The organism is Methylobacterium amylolyticum, assembly GCF_030700245.1.
Taxonomy (GTDB): Bacteria; Pseudomonadota; Alphaproteobacteria; order Rhizobiales; family Beijerinckiaceae; genus Methylobacterium.
The window spans coordinates 12,629-29,467 of sequence record NZ_JAUYZI010000037.1; the positions used below are offsets into that span (position 1 = coordinate 12,629).

General features: G+C 72.5%; 17 protein-coding genes. 13 read left to right on the forward strand and 4 right to left on the reverse strand.

Annotated features, from left to right (window positions below):
• Nucleotides 1-121 precede the first annotated feature (121 nt).
• A complete protein-coding gene (gene leuS, locus Q8W71_RS22800; RefSeq protein ID WP_305527703.1) occupies nucleotides 122-2,722 on the reverse strand; it encodes a leucine--tRNA ligase in 2,601 nt (866 codons plus the stop codon).
• A 198-nt stretch (nucleotides 2,723-2,920) separates the two neighbouring features.
• Between leuS and Q8W71_RS22805 the strand changes: the two genes are divergently transcribed.
• The 3 genes from Q8W71_RS22805 (at nucleotide 2,921) to Q8W71_RS22815 (ending at nucleotide 4,540) form a co-directional block, all read left to right on the forward strand.
• Entirely contained in the window at nucleotides 2,921-3,196 is a 276-nt protein-coding gene (locus Q8W71_RS22805) for a methylated-DNA--[protein]-cysteine S-methyltransferase (RefSeq protein ID WP_305527704.1), read from the forward strand.
• 29 nt (nucleotides 3,197-3,225) lie between these two features.
• Nucleotides 3,226-3,954, forward strand: a complete 729-nt coding sequence (locus Q8W71_RS22810) for a YggS family pyridoxal phosphate-dependent enzyme (protein WP_305527705.1) — start codon at nucleotides 3,226-3,228, stop codon at nucleotides 3,952-3,954.
• Between the two features lie 298 nt (nucleotides 3,955-4,252).
• Nucleotides 4,253-4,540, forward strand: coding sequence for a helix-turn-helix domain-containing protein (locus Q8W71_RS22815; RefSeq protein WP_305527706.1), 288 nt, complete (start codon nucleotides 4,253-4,255; stop codon nucleotides 4,538-4,540).
• Nucleotides 4,541-4,543: 3 nt separating this feature from the next.
• Here Q8W71_RS22815 and Q8W71_RS22820 read toward each other — a convergent pair whose 3' ends face one another.
• A complete protein-coding gene (locus Q8W71_RS22820) occupies nucleotides 4,544-5,098 on the reverse strand; it encodes a L,D-transpeptidase family protein (RefSeq protein WP_305527707.1) in 555 nt (184 codons plus the stop codon).
• Between the two features lie 274 nt (nucleotides 5,099-5,372).
• Here Q8W71_RS22820 and Q8W71_RS22825 point away from each other — a divergent pair, with 274 nt between their 5' ends.
• Nucleotides 5,373-6,059, forward strand: coding sequence for a response regulator transcription factor (locus Q8W71_RS22825; RefSeq protein ID WP_305527757.1), 687 nt, complete (start codon nucleotides 5,373-5,375; stop codon nucleotides 6,057-6,059).
• Nucleotides 6,060-6,127: 68 nt separating this feature from the next.
• The gene (locus tag Q8W71_RS22830) at nucleotides 6,128-6,580 is read left to right on the forward strand and encodes a cyclic nucleotide-binding domain-containing protein (protein WP_305527708.1); all 453 of its coding nucleotides are present in this window, start codon (nucleotides 6,128-6,130) and stop codon (nucleotides 6,578-6,580) included.
• Between the two features lie 204 nt (nucleotides 6,581-6,784).
• Here the strand turns inward: Q8W71_RS22830 and Q8W71_RS22835 are convergent, their stop codons facing one another.
• Complete coding sequence (locus Q8W71_RS22835) at nucleotides 6,785-7,477, reverse strand: phosphatase PAP2 family protein (RefSeq protein ID WP_305527709.1); 693 nt, start codon at nucleotides 7,475-7,477, stop codon at nucleotides 6,785-6,787.
• Nucleotides 7,478-7,555: 78 nt separating this feature from the next.
• On the opposite strand from Q8W71_RS22835, the gene dapD reads away from it, so the two are divergent.
• The 8 genes from dapD to Q8W71_RS22875 all read left to right on the forward strand — a co-directional run bounded on the left by dapD (nucleotide 7,556) and on the right by Q8W71_RS22875 (nucleotide 15,746).
• Nucleotides 7,556-8,398 (forward strand): 2,3,4,5-tetrahydropyridine-2,6-dicarboxylate N-succinyltransferase, encoded by an 843-nt coding sequence (dapD, locus tag Q8W71_RS22840; protein WP_305527710.1) that lies wholly within the window; start codon nucleotides 7,556-7,558, stop codon nucleotides 8,396-8,398.
• Nucleotides 8,399-8,424: 26 nt separating this feature from the next.
• Nucleotides 8,425-9,282 carry an alpha/beta fold hydrolase gene (locus Q8W71_RS22845; protein ID WP_305527711.1) on the forward strand — a complete coding sequence of 286 codons (858 nt, stop codon included), beginning with the start codon at nucleotides 8,425-8,427 and terminating at the stop codon, nucleotides 9,280-9,282.
• Between the two features lie 123 nt (nucleotides 9,283-9,405).
• Nucleotides 9,406-10,284: an acid phosphatase gene (locus tag Q8W71_RS22850; RefSeq protein WP_305527712.1), complete on the forward strand. Its 879-nt coding sequence runs from the start codon at nucleotides 9,406-9,408 to the stop codon at nucleotides 10,282-10,284.
• 275 nt (nucleotides 10,285-10,559) lie between these two features.
• The gene (locus Q8W71_RS22855; RefSeq protein WP_305527713.1) at nucleotides 10,560-12,839 is read left to right on the forward strand and encodes a TonB-dependent siderophore receptor; all 2,280 of its coding nucleotides are present in this window, start codon (nucleotides 10,560-10,562) and stop codon (nucleotides 12,837-12,839) included.
• Between the two features lie 120 nt (nucleotides 12,840-12,959).
• A complete protein-coding gene (lptE, locus tag Q8W71_RS22860; protein WP_305527714.1) occupies nucleotides 12,960-13,505 on the forward strand; it encodes an LPS assembly lipoprotein LptE in 546 nt (181 codons plus the stop codon).
• A gap of 7 nt (nucleotides 13,506-13,512) precedes the next feature.
• On the forward strand, nucleotides 13,513-14,544 hold the full coding sequence (holA, locus tag Q8W71_RS22865) for a DNA polymerase III subunit delta (protein WP_305527715.1): 1,032 nt from the start codon (nucleotides 13,513-13,515) through the stop codon (nucleotides 14,542-14,544).
• 75 nt (nucleotides 14,545-14,619) lie between these two features.
• On the forward strand, nucleotides 14,620-15,441 hold the full coding sequence (locus Q8W71_RS22870) for an intradiol ring-cleavage dioxygenase (protein ID WP_305527716.1): 822 nt from the start codon (nucleotides 14,620-14,622) through the stop codon (nucleotides 15,439-15,441).
• Between the two features lie 98 nt (nucleotides 15,442-15,539).
• Nucleotides 15,540-15,746: a hypothetical protein gene (locus tag Q8W71_RS22875; RefSeq protein WP_305527717.1), complete on the forward strand. Its 207-nt coding sequence runs from the start codon at nucleotides 15,540-15,542 to the stop codon at nucleotides 15,744-15,746.
• 152 nt (nucleotides 15,747-15,898) lie between these two features.
• On the opposite strand, the gene Q8W71_RS22880 is transcribed toward Q8W71_RS22875, so the two are convergent.
• Nucleotides 15,899-16,795 (reverse strand): ParB/RepB/Spo0J family partition protein, encoded by an 897-nt coding sequence (locus Q8W71_RS22880; RefSeq protein ID WP_305527758.1) that lies wholly within the window; start codon nucleotides 16,793-16,795, stop codon nucleotides 15,899-15,901.
• Nucleotides 16,796-16,839 lie beyond the last annotated feature (44 nt).

A 16,839-nucleotide genomic window follows, 5' to 3' on the forward strand; every position in this document is an offset into this window, starting at 1 on the left:
TGTACCGTGCTCTCACGCAGTCCGTCGTTCCGGGCCCTGCTGGGCAGTCCCGGAATGATGGGGCCTCTCGCCAACACCGCTGCCAGGCCGGCGTTGACCCAAGTCCGGAGCCCTGGGCCTATTACACCACCAGATTGACGATCCGCCCCGGCACGACGATCACCTTCCGCGGCGCCCGACCCTCCAGCACCTTCCGCACCGCGTCGAGGGCCAGCGTCGCCGCCTCGACCGCCGCGGCGTCGGCATCCCGCGGCACGGTCACGTCCGCGCGCTTCTTGCCGTTGATCTGGACCGGCAGGGTGATCTCGTCCTCGACGAGCAGCGCGGCGTCGGCCTGCGGCCAGGGCGCGCGGGCGACGAAGCCGTCGCGGCCGAGCACCGACCAGCATTCCTCGGCGAGATGCGGCATCATCGGCGCGATGAGCTGCACGAGGATGCCGGCGGCCTCTTCCGCCGCGGTGCGGGTGACCGGACCGCGCAGGCCCTCCTCCAGGGCGTTGGCCAGGGTGTAGACGTGAGCGACGCAGCGGTTGAAGCGCAGCCGCTCGACATCCTCGCCGACCGCGGCGAGCGCCCGGTGGGCGGCCTTGCGCAGGGCGAGGTCGGCGGTGCCGTCCCCCGTGGCGGCGGACGCCGCGTTGACCAGCCGCCACACCCGCTGGACGAAGCGGGCGGCGCCCTGCACGCCCTCCTCGGTCCAGATCACGTCGCGCTCGGGCGGCGAGTCGGACAGCATGAACCAGCGCGCGGTGTCGGCGCCGTAGCTGACGATGATGTCGTCCGGATCGACGACGTTCTTCTTCGACTTCGACATCTTCTCGATCGCGCCGATCGCGAGCGGCGCCTGGGTTTTCACGTGAAACGCCCGGCGTTCCCCGTCCTCGGTCGCGAGCCGCACGTCGGCCGGCGGCACCCACGCCCCGGCCGCGTCCTTGTAGGTCTCGTGGACGACCATGCCCTGCGTGAACAGCCCGGCGAACGGCTCGGACACGCCGGCCCAGCCGGTCTCGCGCATCGCCCGGGTGAAGAACCGCGCGTAGAGCAGGTGCAGGATCGCGTGCTCGATGCCGCCGATGTACTGGTCCACGGGCAGCCACCGGTCGACCGCGGCGCGGTCGGTCGGGGCGTCCGTCAGCCACGGCGCGGTGAAGCGGGCGAAGTACCACGACGAGTCCACGAACGTGTCCATCGTGTCGGTCTCGCGCCGGGCGGCGGCGCCGCAGCGCGGGCACGGCACCTGCCGCCACGCGGCGTCGCGCTCCAGCGGGTTGCCGGGCTGGTCGAACGAGACCTCCTCCGGCAGCTTTACCGGCAGGTCCGCGACCGGCACGGAAACCGGCCCGCAGGTGTCGCAGTGGATGATCGGGATCGGGCAGCCCCAGTAGCGCTGGCGCGAGATGCCCCAGTCGCGCAGCCGGAACTGGACCTTGCGGCGCGCGGCCCCCTCCCCTTCGAGCCGCGTCGCGACGGCGTCGAAGGCGGCGTCGGTGGTCATCCCGTCGAGGAAGCGCGAGTGGATCATCCGCCCGTCGCCGTCGTAGGCGGTGTCGGTGATCGTGAACGTCGCCGGGTCCTGACCCTCCGGGCAGACCACGGGCGTGTTGCCGAGCCCGTACTTGTTGGAGAAGTCGAGGTCGCGCTGGTCGTGCGCCGGGCAGCCGAACACCGCGCCGGTGCCGTACTCCATCAGCACGAAGTTCGCGACGTAGACCGGCAGTTCCCAGGACGGGTCGAGGGGGTGGCGCACCGTCAGGCCGGTGTCGAAGCCGAGCTTCTCGGCGGTGTCGATCGACGCCTGCGCGGTGCCCATGCGCTGGCACGCGGCGATGAAGTCCGTCAGCGCCGCGTTCCCGTCACCGAGCGCCGTGGCGAGCGGGTGGTCGGCGGCGATGGCCAGGAACTTGGCGCCGAACAGGGTGTCCGGCCGGGTGGTGTAGACGGTGACCGTCTCGGGCTGGCCCGCCACCGCTTGCGACAGGGCGAACTGCACCTCCAGCCCCTCCGAGCGGCCGATCCAGTTCTTCTGCATCAGCCGGACCTTCTCGGGCCAGCGGTCGAGCCCGTCCAGGGCGGTCAGCAGGTCTTCGGCGAAGGCGGTGATGCGAAAAAACCACTGGGTCAGCTCGCGCTGCTCCACCAGCGCCCCCGAGCGCCAGCCGCGGCCGTCGATCACCTGCTCGTTGGCCAGAACGGTGTGATCGACCGGGTCCCAGTTCACCTTGGCGGTGCGGCGCGCGACCAGCCCCTTCTCCAGGAAGTCGAGGAACATGCGCTGCTGGTGCTTGTAGTAGTCGGGGTCGCAGGTCGCGACCTCGCGGCTCCAGTCGAGCGACAGGCCCATCGCCTTCAACTGCGCGCGCATCGCCGCGATGTTGTCGTAGGTCCAGGCGCGCGGGTTGACCTTGCGCTCCATGGCCGCGTTCTCGGCCGGCAGTCCGAAGGCGTCCCAGCCCATCGGGTGGAGCACGTTGAAGCCCTTGGCGCGCTTGTAGCGGGCCACCACGTCGCCCATCGCGTAGTTGCGCACGTGGCCCATGTGGATGCGCCCGGACGGGTAGGGGAACATCTCCAGGACGTAGTAGGTCGCGCGCGGGTCGGCGTTGTCGGTCTCGAACAGCCGCGCCTCGGCCCAGGCGGCCTGCCAGCGCGGCTCGGCGTCCTTGGCGTTGTAGCGCTCGGTCGCGCGCTCCTGGCCGGAGACGGGGTTGGCGGTGTCGGTCATGGCTCGCGATGTCGGCGCTGGGGAGACGGGTGACGGATGTCCAGGGGGACCGGTGCCGCCGCACGGGCCGGGCAGTAGCATATCCGCGCGGCGGGCGGTCAACGTCCCCGCCATGCCGGTCTCGCCGCGATCCTGTGGGACGCGGACGCAACCGGCCGGGTCCGGCGCGGGCCGGAGGCCGAGGAGCCGGACCATCCGGTGCTGGCCGAGACGCGGCGGCAGCGCGCCGCCGACGTCGTCGACGCGCTGCAAACCTTCGCCCTGCCCCTCGACTTCCGCGGCACCGCGTTCCAGACGGCGGTCCGGACGGCGCTGCTCGCGATTCCCTACGGCGCCACCCGCAGCGACGCGGAGATCGCCCGGGCGGTCGGGGCGGCCGGCGCGCCGACCGGCTTCGCGGGCGGGCTCGCGCGCGAGCGCCACCGGCCCGGCCTCGAAGGGGCCGGGATCTTCGCCCTCGCACCGCCTGTTTGACGGGCGAAGGCACCGCACACGAGGACCCGATGACCGACGCCCCCGAAGCCCCCTCCCCGCACGCCGAGCGGCCGCCGGTCGGCGAGGCCGACGTGGCGGCGGGCCTCGCCGAGGTGCGCGCCGGCATCGCGCAAGCGGCCCGCGACAGCGCGCGCGATCCGGCCACGGTGCATCTCGTGGCGGTCTCGAAGACGGTGCCGGCCGAGCACATCCTGCCGGCCCTGGAGGCCGGGCAGCGGGTGTTCGGCGAGAATTACGTGCAGGAATCGACCGCGAAGTGGCCGGCCCTGCGGGCGCGGTTTCCGGACGTGGAGCTGCACCTCGTCGGACCATTGCAATCGAACAAGGCCCGCGAGGCGGTGGCCCTGTTCGACGTGATCCATTCCCTCGACCGCCTGTCGCTCGCCGCCGCGCTGGCCAAGGAGATCGCGCGCTCCGGCCGGGCGCCGAAGCTGCTGATCCAGGTCAACACCGGCGAGGAGCCGCAGAAGGGCGGCGTCGCGCCCGGCCAGCTCGCGACCCTGCTCGCCGAGTGCCGCGACACCCACGGCCTGGCGATCCACGGGCTGATGTGCATCCCCCCCGCCGACGACCCGCCCTCGGCCCATTTCGCCCTGCTCGCCCAGCTCGCGCACGAGCACAACCTGCCGATCCTCTCGATGGGCATGAGCGCGGATTACCCGGCCGCGATCCAGGTCGGTGCGACCCATGTCCGGGTGGGGACGGCGATCTTCGGGGCGCGGACGCGGAAGGTGTAGTATCGTTCCCGGCTAGAGCGCTCTCCGCCGAAGTGGATGCCGGTTCGGCGAAAGAGAGCGCATCAAAACAAGGACTTAGAGTCGAGCACGATTGCAACGCGATCGGGAACGGCTCTAAAGGGTTCGCGTGTCCCGACCCACGCCGTCATCGCGAGCGCAGCGAAGCGACCCAGGGCTGCGCGCGACTTCAAACCGTGGCGCTGCTGGATTGCTTCGCTGCGCTCGCAAAGACGGATGGCACGATCGTGAACCCGTCGATCGGATACCTTTCCGTGTATGCCCGATACGAGGCTCCGCTGTGACGATCCCCTTCAAACCCGTCCGGGATCGCTGGAATCAGGATCCCGCTTACCGGGACGCCTACGCGGCGATCGGGCCGGACATGGAACTCGGCTTCGCGATGGCCGAGGCACGCGCCCGCGCCCGGCTGACGCAGGACGACGTCGCCAAGCGGATGAACACCTCTCAGGGCCAGATCGCCCGTTGGGAACGCGGTCAGGTCATGCCGTCGACGGCGTCCTTGCGCCGGTACGCCGAAGCGGTCGGAGCACGCCTGACGATCAGGCTGGATCCCGCGGAGGTCTGAGGCTCACCCGATCCGCAGGTGCGTGCGCGGCCCGAGCCGGCGCAGCAGGCGGATCAGGTCGGCGCGGGCCAGCGCCACGCAGCCCTCGGTCGGCCGGTAGCCGGGCCGGGCGACGTGCAGGAAGATCGCCGAGCCGTGCCCGCGGCGGATCGGGGCGCGGTTGTAGTCGATGTCGAGCACCACGTCGTAGAGCCCGTCCGCCCGCCACATGGCCTCGGCGCCGAGGCCGGGCACCGGCAGGCGGACCGGGCGGTTGTAGCGGCGGTCGCGGGCATCGTCGCACCAGCCGTCGTCGCGCCGGGTCGCCCGCAGCGGCAGCGCGGTGCGCGGGCGGATCGGGAGATGGTCGGGCCGGTAGGCGCCGCCGCGCAGGCGGAACCGGCCCCGGGGCGAGCCGCCGTCGCCCTCGCGCTTGCGCCCGACGATGCCGCCGGCGCCGAGCGCGCACGGGATCACGCTGGGCCCGACCAGCAGATGGCCGCGGCGGCGGTCGCCGACCGTGGCGCGGACCCGGATCTCGTCCAGCGTCACGCGCGCGAAGGATCGGGACTTGTTCACCTGCGCGCCCGGCTCCTGACCGTGGTCATACCAGCTAAGGTTGCAACTCTGGGAAGTCGATCCCGGCCGGGTAGACGACACCGCATTAATTTGCGTGAAGAATTGCGCGCAAGGCAATTTCCGGCCACAAACGTCACCCTATTGTGATCTGCGAACCCGGGCCGACGAAACCGGGTCCGGGGAACGGAACGCTCGATGCCCGCTTTTGGGTGGCGCTTCGCCTGCCGGATCCCGTCGCTCCATCTGCCGCCGCTTCCCCTAGGGCTTCGTGACGATGTCGAACGCCTATCGCCTGCTGATCTGCGACGATGACGAGATCCTGCGCGACACGCTGATCGAGCAACTCGACCTCTACGAGGAGTTCACGGTGCTGGGCGAAGCCTGCGCGGCGGACGCCATCGCGCGCGTTTCGGGCGACCGGGTCGACCTCGCGGTGATGGATGTCGGCCTGCCGGACATGGACGGGCGCGAGGCGGTGCGCCGGATGCGCGCCGCGGGCTTCCGCAGCCCGGTGATCATGCTGACCGCCCAGGATTCCGAGGAGGACCACGTCGAGGGCCTGGAGGCGGGCGCCAACGACTACGTCACCAAGCCGTTCAAGTTCGGCATCCTGCTCGCCCGCATCCGCGCCCACCTGCGCAGCCACGAGGCCTCCGAGGACGCGGTGTTCCAGATCGGCCCCTACACGTTCCGGCCGGGGGCCAAGCTGCTGATCGGCGACCGCGGCTCGAAGCTGAAGCTGACCGAGAAGGAGACCGCGATCCTGCGCTTCCTGTACCGGGCCGGCCGCGCGGTGGTGAACCGCGACACGCTGCTCGCCGAGGTCTGGGGCTACAACGCCCACGTCACCACGCACACGCTGGAGACGCATATCTACCGGCTGCGCCAGAAGATCGAGCCGAACCCGGCGATGGCGGCGATCCTCGTCACCGAGGGAGGCGGCTACAAGCTCCTCCCCTGATTGTTTAGGGTTTTTCGTGTACGCGGTCCCGCCGGGGTTTTTCGCGCGCGGGGCTGTGGGGCGTTTCGTTGGGGCTCGACGACGACATCGCGATCCTCGCTGCCGCGCCGCTGCTCGGCTTCCTCGACCGTGACGCCCTGCGCCTGCTGACCTTCGCGTCGGAGCGGCGCGACCTCGCCGACGGCGACCTGCTGTTCTCCCGCGGCGACCCGGCCGACGGCGGCTTCGTGGTGATGGCGGGCACGATCCGCCTCGAACCCCGGGCCGCGGGCGCCGAGCCGGTCCGGGCCGGCCGCTCCGCCCTGATCGGCCAGCGCGCCCTGTTCGTGCGAGGGGAGCGCCCCGCCGAGGCGCGGGCGGAGGGCCCGGCGGAGGTGATGCGGATCACCCCCACCCTGATGCGCCGGGTGCTGGAGGAGTTCCCCGGAGCCGCCCGCGCCATCCACGCCGCCCTGGCCGAGGATCTCGCCGGCTTCGTCGCCGATCTCGGCCGGGTGCAGCGCCTGCTCCGGGACGCCTGATACCGTTTCCGGGTGAACCGTTCGGTGATCCGGCCCCGCACCGTCATCGCGAGCCGTAGGCGAAGCGACCCAGGGTAGCGCGCGGTTTGAGACGGTGGCGCTGCTGGATTGCTTCGCTCCGCTCGCAAAGACGGCGAGAGTCGATCCCGAACCCTTCAGCCGGACGTCGTATGAGGCTGCGCGTCCGGGCGGGTCCGGGGACCCCTACCGCTCCGCCGCCCGCACCTCCGCCGTCGCCGCCGCGAGATCGCAGCGGAAGCCGGGATCGCGCAGCAGCACCTCGGCGAGGATCATCCCGGCGATCCGGCCGGCCTCCAGATCGGTGAGGAAGTGCGTGCCGGCCTCCGTCCGGGCGTGGGCGTAGACCTGGGCGCGGGCGAGCAGGGCCCGCCGGCGCTCCGGCACGATCTGGGCGAGCATCGTGGCGGTGAGGGTGCCGAAGGCCGCGTGGCCGCCCGGGTAGGAGGTCGAGTGCGAGCGGTCGCCGAAGGTGCGGAGTCCCGGATCCAGCGTGTAGGGCCGGGGCCGTTGGTACGCGTGCTTGGCCGCGTTCACCGCCGCGCTGCTGGTCTTGTAGAGGCGTGCGACCAGGGCCGCGAGGCGCGGGGCGCGCGCCGCCGTGTAGGCGGGCCCGAGGACGCCGGCGAACTGGTCGAGGGTGTACGTGATGTCGGACTCGATCCGGGCTTCGTCCGCCGGGGTTCGCGCCGCGACCGCCGCCCGCAGGGCCTTCATGTCCGCCTCGGCCTCCGGGGAGGCGGGCTCGGGCGGGGGCGGCAGCACCCGTTCCAGGCCGAGCGTCGCCCCGTCGACCCAGGGCGCGCAGGTCTCCGCCGCCGCCGGCCCCGCGGCCAGCAGCGCCAGGACCGGCACCAGGATCGTGAGCGCGCGCATCATGAGTTCCCCGCCTCAGGTGACAGCCCCGGCGCCCCCTAGTAAGCACGGCCGAGCAACAGCCGGAAGCCTCGCGAGACCATGTCCCACGCCGACCTCGTCGCCACCATCGAGACCGCCTGGGACGACCGCGCCGGCGTCTCGCCCGCCACCACGGGCCGGGTGCGCGAGGCGGTCGAGGCGGCGCTGGAGCTGCTCGATTCCGGGCAGGCCCGGGTCGCCGAGAAGGCGGGCGAGGACTGGCAGGTCAACCAGTGGCTCAAGAAGGCGGTGCTGCTGTCCTTCCGCCTCAACGACATGGCGGCGGTCTCCGGCGGCCCCGGCGGCGCGCCGTGGTGGGACAAGGTGCCCGCCAAGTTCGCCGGCTGGGACGAGGCGCGGTTCCGGGAGGCGGGCTTCCGGGCCGTGCCCGGCTGCTTCGTGCGCCGCGGCGCCTACGTCGCCCCGAACGCGATCCTGATGCCGAGCTTCGTCAACCTCGGCGCCTATGTCGGCGAGGGCACGATGGTCGACACCTGGGTCACCGTCGGCTCCTGCGCGCAGATCGGGAAGAACGTCCACCTGTCGGGCGGCGTCGGCATCGGCGGCGTGCTGGAGCCGCTCCAGGCCAACCCGGTGATCATCGAGGACGACTGCTTCATCGGCGCCCGCTCCGAGGTGGTCGAGGGCGTCATCGTCGGCCAGGGCTCGGTGCTGTCGATGGGCGTCTATATCGGCGCCTCCACCAAGATCATCGACCGGGCCACCGGCGAGGTGTTCTACGGCCGCGTGCCGCCCTACTCCGTGGTGATCTCGGGCACGCTGCCCGGCAAGCCGCTGCCCGACGGCACCCCCGGCCCGGGCCTGTACTGCGCGGTGATCGTCAAGCGCGTCGATGCCGGCACCCGCGCCAAGACCGCGATCAACGACCTCCTCCGCACCTGATTCTCTTCGGACTCGGGAGCCGCCCGATGGACACGACGCGGACGCTCGATCTCGTGGTCGGCGGCCGCGCGCTGCCGACCGTCTGCGACGTGGTCGGCGACGGGCCGGAGGCGCTGCTGCTGCCGGCCCTGTCCACCATCTCGGCCCGGTCCGAGATGCGCGACCTCGCGGGGGATCTCGGTCGGGACCACCGCTGCCTCGTGCCGGACTGGCCGGGCTTCGGGGCCCGGCCGCGGGCGCGGGTGCCGCTGGAGCCCGCGACCTTCCACGCCTTCCTCGACGCGCTGCTCGCCGCCGCCCCCGGGCCCTACGCTCTCGGCGTCGCGGCCGGCCACGCCGCCGGCTACCTCGCCGCCGCCGCGCGCCGCCATCCCGGAACCTTCGCCCGGCTGGTGCTGGTGGCGCCGACCTGGCGCGGGCCGCTGCCGACCGCGATGCCGGGCCGCGCCCACTGGTTCCCCCGCATCCGCCGGGCGGTCGAGGCGCCCGTCGTCGGCGAGGCGCTCTACCGCCTCAACATCTCCCCGCCGATCATCGGCCGGATGATGCGCGCCCACGTCTACGCCGACCGGGACCGCGTCACCCCGGCCCTGGTGCGGGCCAAGCACGCGATCACCCGCCAGCGCAACGGCCGCTTCGGCACCGCCGCCTTCGTCACCGGCGGCCTCGACCCGGTGGGCAGCCGCGACGCCTTCCTGGCGCTGTTCGGCGACGGCCTGCCCCCGACCCTGGTGCTGCGCCCGGACGGCGCCCCGCGCCGCTCGGGGGCGGAGATGGACGCGCTCGCCGGCAGCGGCCGGGTGGCGGCGGCCGCGATCCCTGGGGCGCTGAGCCCGCACGAGGAACATCCGGCCGCGGTCGCCGCCGCCATCCGCGGCGCCTGAAGCGGAGCCTCTGGACAGAATCAGTCCCGTGTGCAGGGACTTGGAGGGCTGACCGGAACGTTGGCCCCGTGAAGCGCCGTCCCGCGCGGGCGGCCCGCCCACCCCGAGCCACGCCAGGACCCGATGCCCCGCACCCCGATCCTGCCGGCCCTGCTCCTCACCGCCTGCCTCGCGACGGCGGCGCACGCGGCCGAGCAGGCCGCGCCCAAGGCCGCGCCGCCGCCGGAGGCGCCCTCCGCCCCCTCGGTGGGCAACGAGACGCTGAAGCCCGGCAAGCCCGCGCTCAAGCCCTACCTGGCCGAGGGGGCGATGCCGGATCCGCTGAAGGTGCTCTCCGCGCCCCCCGCGCACCACTCGCCGCTGGAGATGGCCGACCGCGCCGCCTTCACCACCACCCGGTCGCTCAAGGGCACGCCGCGCTGGAATCTCGCCGCCAACGACGTCGCCGAGGGCGCCGCCGCCGTGCTGGACAACTACGCCTGCATCCTCGGCACCCGCATCGACCAGGCCCGGGTGCCCGCGACCCTCAACCTGCTGGAGCGCGCCCGGATCGACCTCGCCAACGCCACCCGCATCCCGAAGGTGCATTTCCGGCGGCTGCGCCCGTTCGTCGGCAACGACGCGCCGATCTGCGTCCAGCGCACCCAGGCGCTCGCCGACAGCTTCAGCTACCCGTCCGGCCACGCCACGCAGGGCTGGGCCTACGCGCTGATCCTGGCGTCCCTGGTGCCGGAGAAGGCCACCGCGATCCTTGCCCGCGGCCGGGCCTACGGCGAGAGCCGCATCGTCTGCGGCGTCCACTGGCTGAGCGACGTGGTGGCTGGGCGCCTCAACGGCTCGGCGGTCTTCGCCGCGCTGGTCGGCGACGCCGCCTTCCGGTCCGACATGGACAAGGCCCGGAGCGAGCTGCGCGGCGCCCTGGCCGGAGGCGGCGCCGGGCCGGATCAGGCCGTCTGCCAGCGGGAGGCCGAGGCCTTGCGGGAGCCGGCGCTTGAGTTCTGATGCGCGGGGCGCGCTCGCGGCGGGGCCGGACCCGGCGTTCGCACGGCGTCCACAGCGTTCGAGCGGCGCGCGCGCGACGACCGTGATTCGGGAAAGTGTTGTTTCGACTGATGAAGCCGTCTTTAACGCTCGTTATATTCAGATCAGATTGGATAGAGTCTAGATTTTAACTGTTCCAAATGTGTGATTTTTATCACATTTTCGGCTTGATCGCGGGGCCGTGAGCGAGCGAGTTGGGGGCGTGCGCCGCAGGGGCGCGCCTCCGGGGTTCCCGTATGCCGCGCCGTTCCGCCCGCCTCGTCGTCCTGCTCGCGTCCACCGCCCTCGCCGGCCCGGCCGCGGCCCAGCAGGCGGACGTGCGGTTGAAGGAGATCACGGTGGAGGCCGCCCCGCCGAAGGCGCGGCCCGCGCCCGGCGCGGGCGCCGCCGCCCCGGCCCAGCCCCCGCCCCCCGGGCCGCCGACCGCGGCGGCCGCGCCCGTGCCGACGGGTCCCGGCGGCGACAGCGCCGCGACGAGCGGGGGCGGCGGCGGTCCCTCGGGCGTGACCGGCTACGTCGCCCGCGTCAGCCCCACCGCCACCAAGACCAACACGCCGCTGATCGAGACCCCGCAATCGGTCTCGGTCGTCACCCGCGCGCAGCTCAACGACCGCAACGTGCAGGACGTGAACCAGGCGCTGTCCTACACCCCCGGCGTGTCGGCCAACGTGTTCGGCTTCGATCCGCGCTTCGACGCGTTCTACATCCGCGGCTTCCTGGAGACCTACGACGGCATCTTCCGCGACGGGCTGCGTCAGGCGGGCGTCAACCTCGCGGTGCCGCGGGTGGAGCCCTACGGCACCGAGGCGCTGACGATCCTGCGCGGGCCGGCCTCGGGCCTCTACGGCCTCGGCTCGCCGGGCGGCATCGTCGACATCACCTCCAAGCGGCCGGTGTTCACGCGCTTCGGCGAGGCGTGGTTCCAGGCCGGCAACTACGACCGCGTCCAGGGCAATTTCGACGTCGGCGGCCCGGTGGAGGGCACGGACGGCACCCTCGCCTACCGGCTCACCGGCGTGGTGCGCCAGTCCAACACCTACCTGCCGAACGGGGCCGACGACCGGGTCATGATCGCCCCGGCCTTCACGTGGCGGCCCTCGGCCGACACCAGCTTCACCCTGCTCACCGAGTACCTGAACAGCCGCGCGCCCGGCACCGCCACCTTCTACAACGCGCCGGGCTTCGTGGTGACGCGGCTCTACCAGGGCGACGGCAACTTCAACCGCTTCGACGTGGAGCAGTACCGGATCGGCTACGCCTTCGAGCACCGGTTCACGCCGGACCTGATCTTCCGCCAGAACTTCCGCTACCAGAACGTCGACGCCAAGCTCGCCTACACCGAGATCACCGACGTGACCGGCTTCTCGGCCCAGCGCTTCGCCGGCCTGATCCACGACCGGCTCGGAACGGTCGGGCTCGACAACCAGCTCGAGGCGCATCTCACCACCGGCCCCGTGGCGCACACGCTCCTGATGGGCGTCGACTACTACCATTACGACTTTCGGCGCGAGTCCGGCTTCAACTCCGCCGTGCCGGATCTCGACATCGCCGGGGTGACCGACTTCAAGCGGTTCAACTACCGGACCTTCGTCCCGCGCCCGGCGCTCAACAGGGCCTCCGAGCAGTCCCAGGACCAGCTCGGCCTCTACCTCCAGGAGCAGGCGAAGGTCGACCGCTTCGTGCTGACCCTGACCGGGCGCCACGACTTCGTCTCGCAATCCACCCGGTCCGGAACGCCGGCCGCCCTCGGCGCCGCCACCACGCGCAACGATTCCGCCCTCACCGGCCGCCTCGGCCTGAACTACCTGCTGACCCCGAACTTCGTCCCCTACGCGAGCTACGCCACCACCTTCACCCCGCAGGTCGGCGTCGATGCCAGCGGCCGCTCCTTCAAGCCCGCCACCGGCGACCAGATCGAGGCTGGCGTGAAGTTCGCGGTCCCGAACACCAACGTCACCGGCTCGTTCGCCGGCTTCGACATCGTGCAGTCGAGCATCCTGCGCACCGACCCGACCAACTCCGCCAATCAGGTCGCCACCGGCTCGGTCGAGTCGAAGGGATTCGAGGCCGAGCTGACCGCCAATTTCGGGCCCGGCACCAACCTGACCGTCGCCTACACCCACCTCGACTTCCGCTTCCTGCGCTCCACCGACGCGCAGGGGCGCGTGATCGACGGCAACGCCCTGTCCGGCATCCCCGGCGATACGTTCTCGGCCTTCGGCACCTACCTGTTCGGACCGGGCCACCCGCTCTCCGGCCTCCAGGTCGGCGGCGGCATCCGCTACGCGAGCACCAGCTTCGCCGACGACCGCAACACCGTGCGCAACCCCACCGTGACCCTGTTCGACGCGCTGGTCGCCTACGACTTCGCCGCCCTCGACCCGCGGTTCAAGGGCCTGCGCGCGCAGATCAACGGCTACAACATCTTCGACCGGGACTACACCAACTGCCAGGCCGGCTTCTGCTACCGCGGCGCCCCCGCGACGGTGATCGGCAGCCTGATCTTCCGCTGGTAGCCCTGCCCCGCGACACGCTCTCGCCGCAGAGGAATCGTAACGGATCGCCCGCACACTCGTGGCGCGGGACTCCCGGTCCGAGCTAGACGGTACGGCGAAGCGGGGCGGAACGGCGGCGTGATGAGGCGTTCGGGTGGATCGGTTGCGGCGCGGATCGGCCGCCTCGCCTGCGTCGCGGGCCTGACCTTCGGCCTCTCGGCCTGCTTCCGGCCGCTCTACGGGCCGACCGCCTCGGGCGAGTCGATCCAGGCGCTGCTCGCCTCGGTGCAGGTCGACGAGGTGGCGATGGCCCAGGGCCAGGAACGCCTGGGACACTACCTGCGCAGCGAGCTGATCTTCGACCTCGACGGATCGGGCCAGCCCGCCGCCAAGCGCTACCGCCTGAAGCTCTCCGGCTCGGAGGTTGTGCAGACCCCGATCGTCTCCTCCACCACCGGCCGCGCCGAGGCCGGCACGATCGTCGCCAACATCCGCTACAGCCTGGAGGACATGGCCGGGCTCAAGGTGATCAGCGAGGGCGTGGCGACCTCGACGGCGACCTATGACCGCTCGATCCAGCGCTTCGCCAGCCAGCGCGCGGCGCGCGACGCGGAGATCCGGCTGGCGAACGTTCTGGCCGACCAGATCAAGACGCGCGTCGCCTCCGTGCTCTCGACCAAGCCGTGAGCCGGCTTTGACCGCGGTCAAGGCGGGCGAGATCGAGGGGCTGATCCGCCGGGGCCCGGACCCGCGCATCCCGGTGATCCTCGTCTACGGGCCGGATACCGGCCTCGTGACCGAGCGGGCCAAGCGGCTCGCCGAGGATTTCGTCGCGGACGCGGGCGACCCCTTCGCCCTGGTGAAGATCGACGGCGACGCGCTGGCCTCCGATCCCGGCCGCCTCTGCGACGAGGCCGGCACCCTCGGCCTGTTCGGCGGGCGCCGCGCGATCTGGGTCCGTCCGGGGACGCGCAACTACGCGCCCGCCGTCGAGGCCGTGCTCGGGATGCCGGTCGCCGACGCGCGCATCGTGGTGGAGGGCGGCGACCTCGCCAAGAACAACCCGCTGCGGGTCCTGTGCGAGCGCTCGCCGAAGGCGCTCGCCATCCCCTGCTACCCCGACGACGAGCGGGCGCTCGCCGACCTGATCGACCGCACCCTCCAGGAGCGCGGCCTGCGCATCGACCGCGAGGCCCGCGAGACGTTGGCCCGCAGCCTCGGCGGCGACCGCCGCGCCAGCCTGATGGAGATCGACAAGCTCGCCCTCTACGCGCACGGGCAGGGGAGCGTGACGCTGGACGACGTGGAGGCGGTGGCGAGCGACGTGGCCGCCAGCGTCCTCAACACCCTGATCGACGCCGCCTTCGACGGCCGCAAGGCCCTGGTCGAGCGCGACTATCGCCGCTTCCGCACCGAGGGGCTCGATCCCGGAATCGTGCTCGGCGCGGCGCTGCGCCACGCGCTGACCCTGCTCGCCACTCGCCTCGACAACCCCGACAAGACGCCGTCGATGATGGCCGCGGGCTGGCGCGGCCTGCACTTTAAGCGCAAGGCCAGCATCGAGGCGCAGCTCGGCGCCTGGGCGCCCGGCACCCTCCGGCAGGCGGCCACCGCGCTCCAGGAGGCGATCCTCGCTTGCCGCCGGTCGGACCCGGAACTGGCGCACGCCCTGGCCTCGGCGGCGCTGCTGCGGATCGCCGAGGCCGGGGCGCGGCGGCGGCGCTGACCGCGCCGGACACGGAGCGGAGACAGGGCCGGCCTATGCGGCCGCGTCGCGTCCGCCGAACCGCAAGGAGTCCCGATGCCGTTTCCCGCCTCCCGCCGCGGCCTGCTGGCCGCCCTCGGCGCCTCGGCCGCCGGCCTGATGCCGGCGCGGGCCGCCTCGCCCGCGGCCCCGGCCGCTCCGGACGCGGAGGGGGAGGGGACCTGCTGGCTGACGCCGCAGGCCGTCGAGGGGCCGTTCTACCGCGACCCGAAGCTGGTGCGGTCCGACATCCGCGAGGGCCGCCCCGGCGTGCCGCTCCGGCTCGCCCTGCGCGTGATCGAGGCGGGGCGCTGCGCGCCGGTCGCCGGCGCCCGGGTCGATGTCTGGCACTGCGATGCGCAGGGGCTCTATTCCGGCTATCCGGGGCAGGGGGAGACGGGCGCGGACACCACCGGCCAGACCTTCCTGCGCGGCAGCCAGACCACCGACGCCGCCGGCCGCGCGGGCTTCGACACGATCTATCCCGGCTGGTATCCTGGCCGCGCGACGCACGTGCACGTCAAGGTCTTCCTCGACGCCCGCACGATGCTCACCGGCCAGATCTACTTCCCCGACGCGCTCAGCGAGTTCCTGTACGCCCGCGTCCCGGCCTATGGCGGGCGGGCCGTCGAGCGGACGATCATCAACGCCAACGACGGCCTCGCGGCCGACGACCCCGACCGGCGCGGCTTCTGCGCGGTGTCCGAGGAGCGCGACCGCTACCGCGCCGCCCTGGTGCTCGGCGTCGACCGGGCGGCCGACGGCGACGGCGGCCCCCCTGGCCCGGGCCCCGGCGGTCCGCCGCGCCGCCCGCGCGCGCGGATGTCCCCGCAGGAGCGGATCGCGGCGCTGGTGCCGGGCCTGCGGCGGGACCGCTGAGGGTTCGTGCGGTTGGAAGGGTTGAACCTCGGCGGCTCGGCAACCAAGCTCTGGCATCGATCGCTCGAGGCGGGCGAGTCTCGCCGCGAGGAGGCTCTATGAGCAGCACCGACCCTGACATCCCCGACATCGACGATGCCGAGGAAGCCGCGATCCAGGCCGGCATCGCCGAAGATCCGGAGAACCCGGAATGGACCGCGGCGGAATTCCAGGCCGCCCGTCCGATGAAGGACGCGATCCCCGATCTCTATACCGGTTGGATGCGGGATCGCGCGGATCGGAGCGCCCGACCGGTCTCAAATTGACGATGTCACGCGCGCTTCCGCCCGTCTTTGCGAGCGGAGCGAAGCAATCCAGCAGCGCCACGTTTGCCGGCCCCGCGCTGCCCTGGGTCGCGTCATTGCGTTCGCGATGACGACGCGGGTTGAACGACCGAAGCGGTCAACCGAAAATCGTATCAAGCCTCATCCGACACCCGGAAGCGGTTCAGCAGCGCCTGGAGTTCGTCGCGGTTGGTGTAGCGGATGCGGATCTCGCCCGAGTCCTCGTCCTTGGGGCGATAGCTGACATCGACGCCGAGCGCGCGGTGGATCCGGCGCTCCAGGTCGCGCACCGGCGCGGGCCGCTCGGCGGAGAGGCGCGGGCGGCCGGGGCGGGGGGTGTCGGAGGTTTGCGCCTCGGCGGCGGCGAGCGCCTCGACCTCGCGCACCGACAGCCCCTCCGCCACCACCCGGCGGGCGAGGCCTTCGGGATCGCGCACCGAGAGGAGGGCGCGGGCGTGGCCGGCGGTGATCTCCCCCGCCGAGACCCGCGCCTGCACCGCCTCCGGCAGGTTCAGCAGCCGCAGGGTGTTGGCGAGGTGGCTGCGGCTCTTGCCCAGGATCTCCGCCAGCTCGCGCTGCGTGTAGGAGAAGTCCTGCATCAGCCGCTCGTAGCCGGAGGCCTCCTCGATCGCGTTGAGATCGGTGCGCTGGACGTTCTCCAGGATCGCGAATTCGAGGGAGGCGCGGTCGTCGATCTCGACGACCACCACCGGCACCTCCTCCAGCCCGGCCCGCTGCGCGGCGCGCCAGCGGCGCTCGCCGGCCACGATCTCGAAGGCGCCGGGCACGTCGGCGAGCGGCCGCGCCACGATCGGCTGGATGATGCCGCGCTGCTTGATCGAGACCGCGAGCTCGGCCAGCTCCTCCTCGCCGAAGATGCGCCGCGGGTTGCGCGGGTTCGGCCGCAGGAACTCGACCGGCACCCGGCGCTGGCTCTCGGGCTTCACCGCCGGCGCGGCGTCCCCGAAATCGCCGATCAGGGCCGCGAGCCCTCGCCCCAGCCGGGGCCTGGTTGCGCCCTCGTCCGCCATCGTGTCCACCCGTTCCTGGTCCGCTACGCGCCCGCCGTCCCTCG

Coding starts and splice junctions, on each gene's coding strand:
- Q8W71_RS22870 (WP_305527716.1), top strand. CDS start 14,620: ATGCCGTTTCCCGCCTCCCGCCGCGGCCTGCTGGCCGCCCTCGGCGCC.
- Q8W71_RS22835 (WP_305527709.1), bottom strand. CDS start 7,477: ATGATGCGCGCGCTCACGATCCTGGTGCCGGTCCTGGCGCTGCTGGCC.
- dapD (WP_305527710.1), top strand. CDS start 7,556: ATGTCCCACGCCGACCTCGTCGCCACCATCGAGACCGCCTGGGACGAC.
- Q8W71_RS22845 (WP_305527711.1), top strand. CDS start 8,425: ATGGACACGACGCGGACGCTCGATCTCGTGGTCGGCGGCCGCGCGCTG.
- Q8W71_RS22880 (WP_305527758.1), bottom strand. CDS start 16,795: ATGGCGGACGAGGGCGCAACCAGGCCCCGGCTGGGGCGAGGGCTCGCG.
- leuS (WP_305527703.1), bottom strand. CDS start 2,722: ATGACCGACACCGCCAACCCCGTCTCCGGCCAGGAGCGCGCGACCGAG.
- lptE (WP_305527714.1), top strand. CDS start 12,960: ATGAGGCGTTCGGGTGGATCGGTTGCGGCGCGGATCGGCCGCCTCGCC.
- Q8W71_RS22850 (WP_305527712.1), top strand. CDS start 9,406: ATGCCCCGCACCCCGATCCTGCCGGCCCTGCTCCTCACCGCCTGCCTC.
- Q8W71_RS22875 (WP_305527717.1), top strand. CDS start 15,540: ATGAGCAGCACCGACCCTGACATCCCCGACATCGACGATGCCGAGGAA.
- Q8W71_RS22825 (WP_305527757.1), top strand. CDS start 5,373: ATGTCGAACGCCTATCGCCTGCTGATCTGCGACGATGACGAGATCCTG.
- Q8W71_RS22810 (WP_305527705.1), top strand. CDS start 3,226: ATGACCGACGCCCCCGAAGCCCCCTCCCCGCACGCCGAGCGGCCGCCG.
- Q8W71_RS22855 (WP_305527713.1), top strand. CDS start 10,560: ATGCCGCGCCGTTCCGCCCGCCTCGTCGTCCTGCTCGCGTCCACCGCC.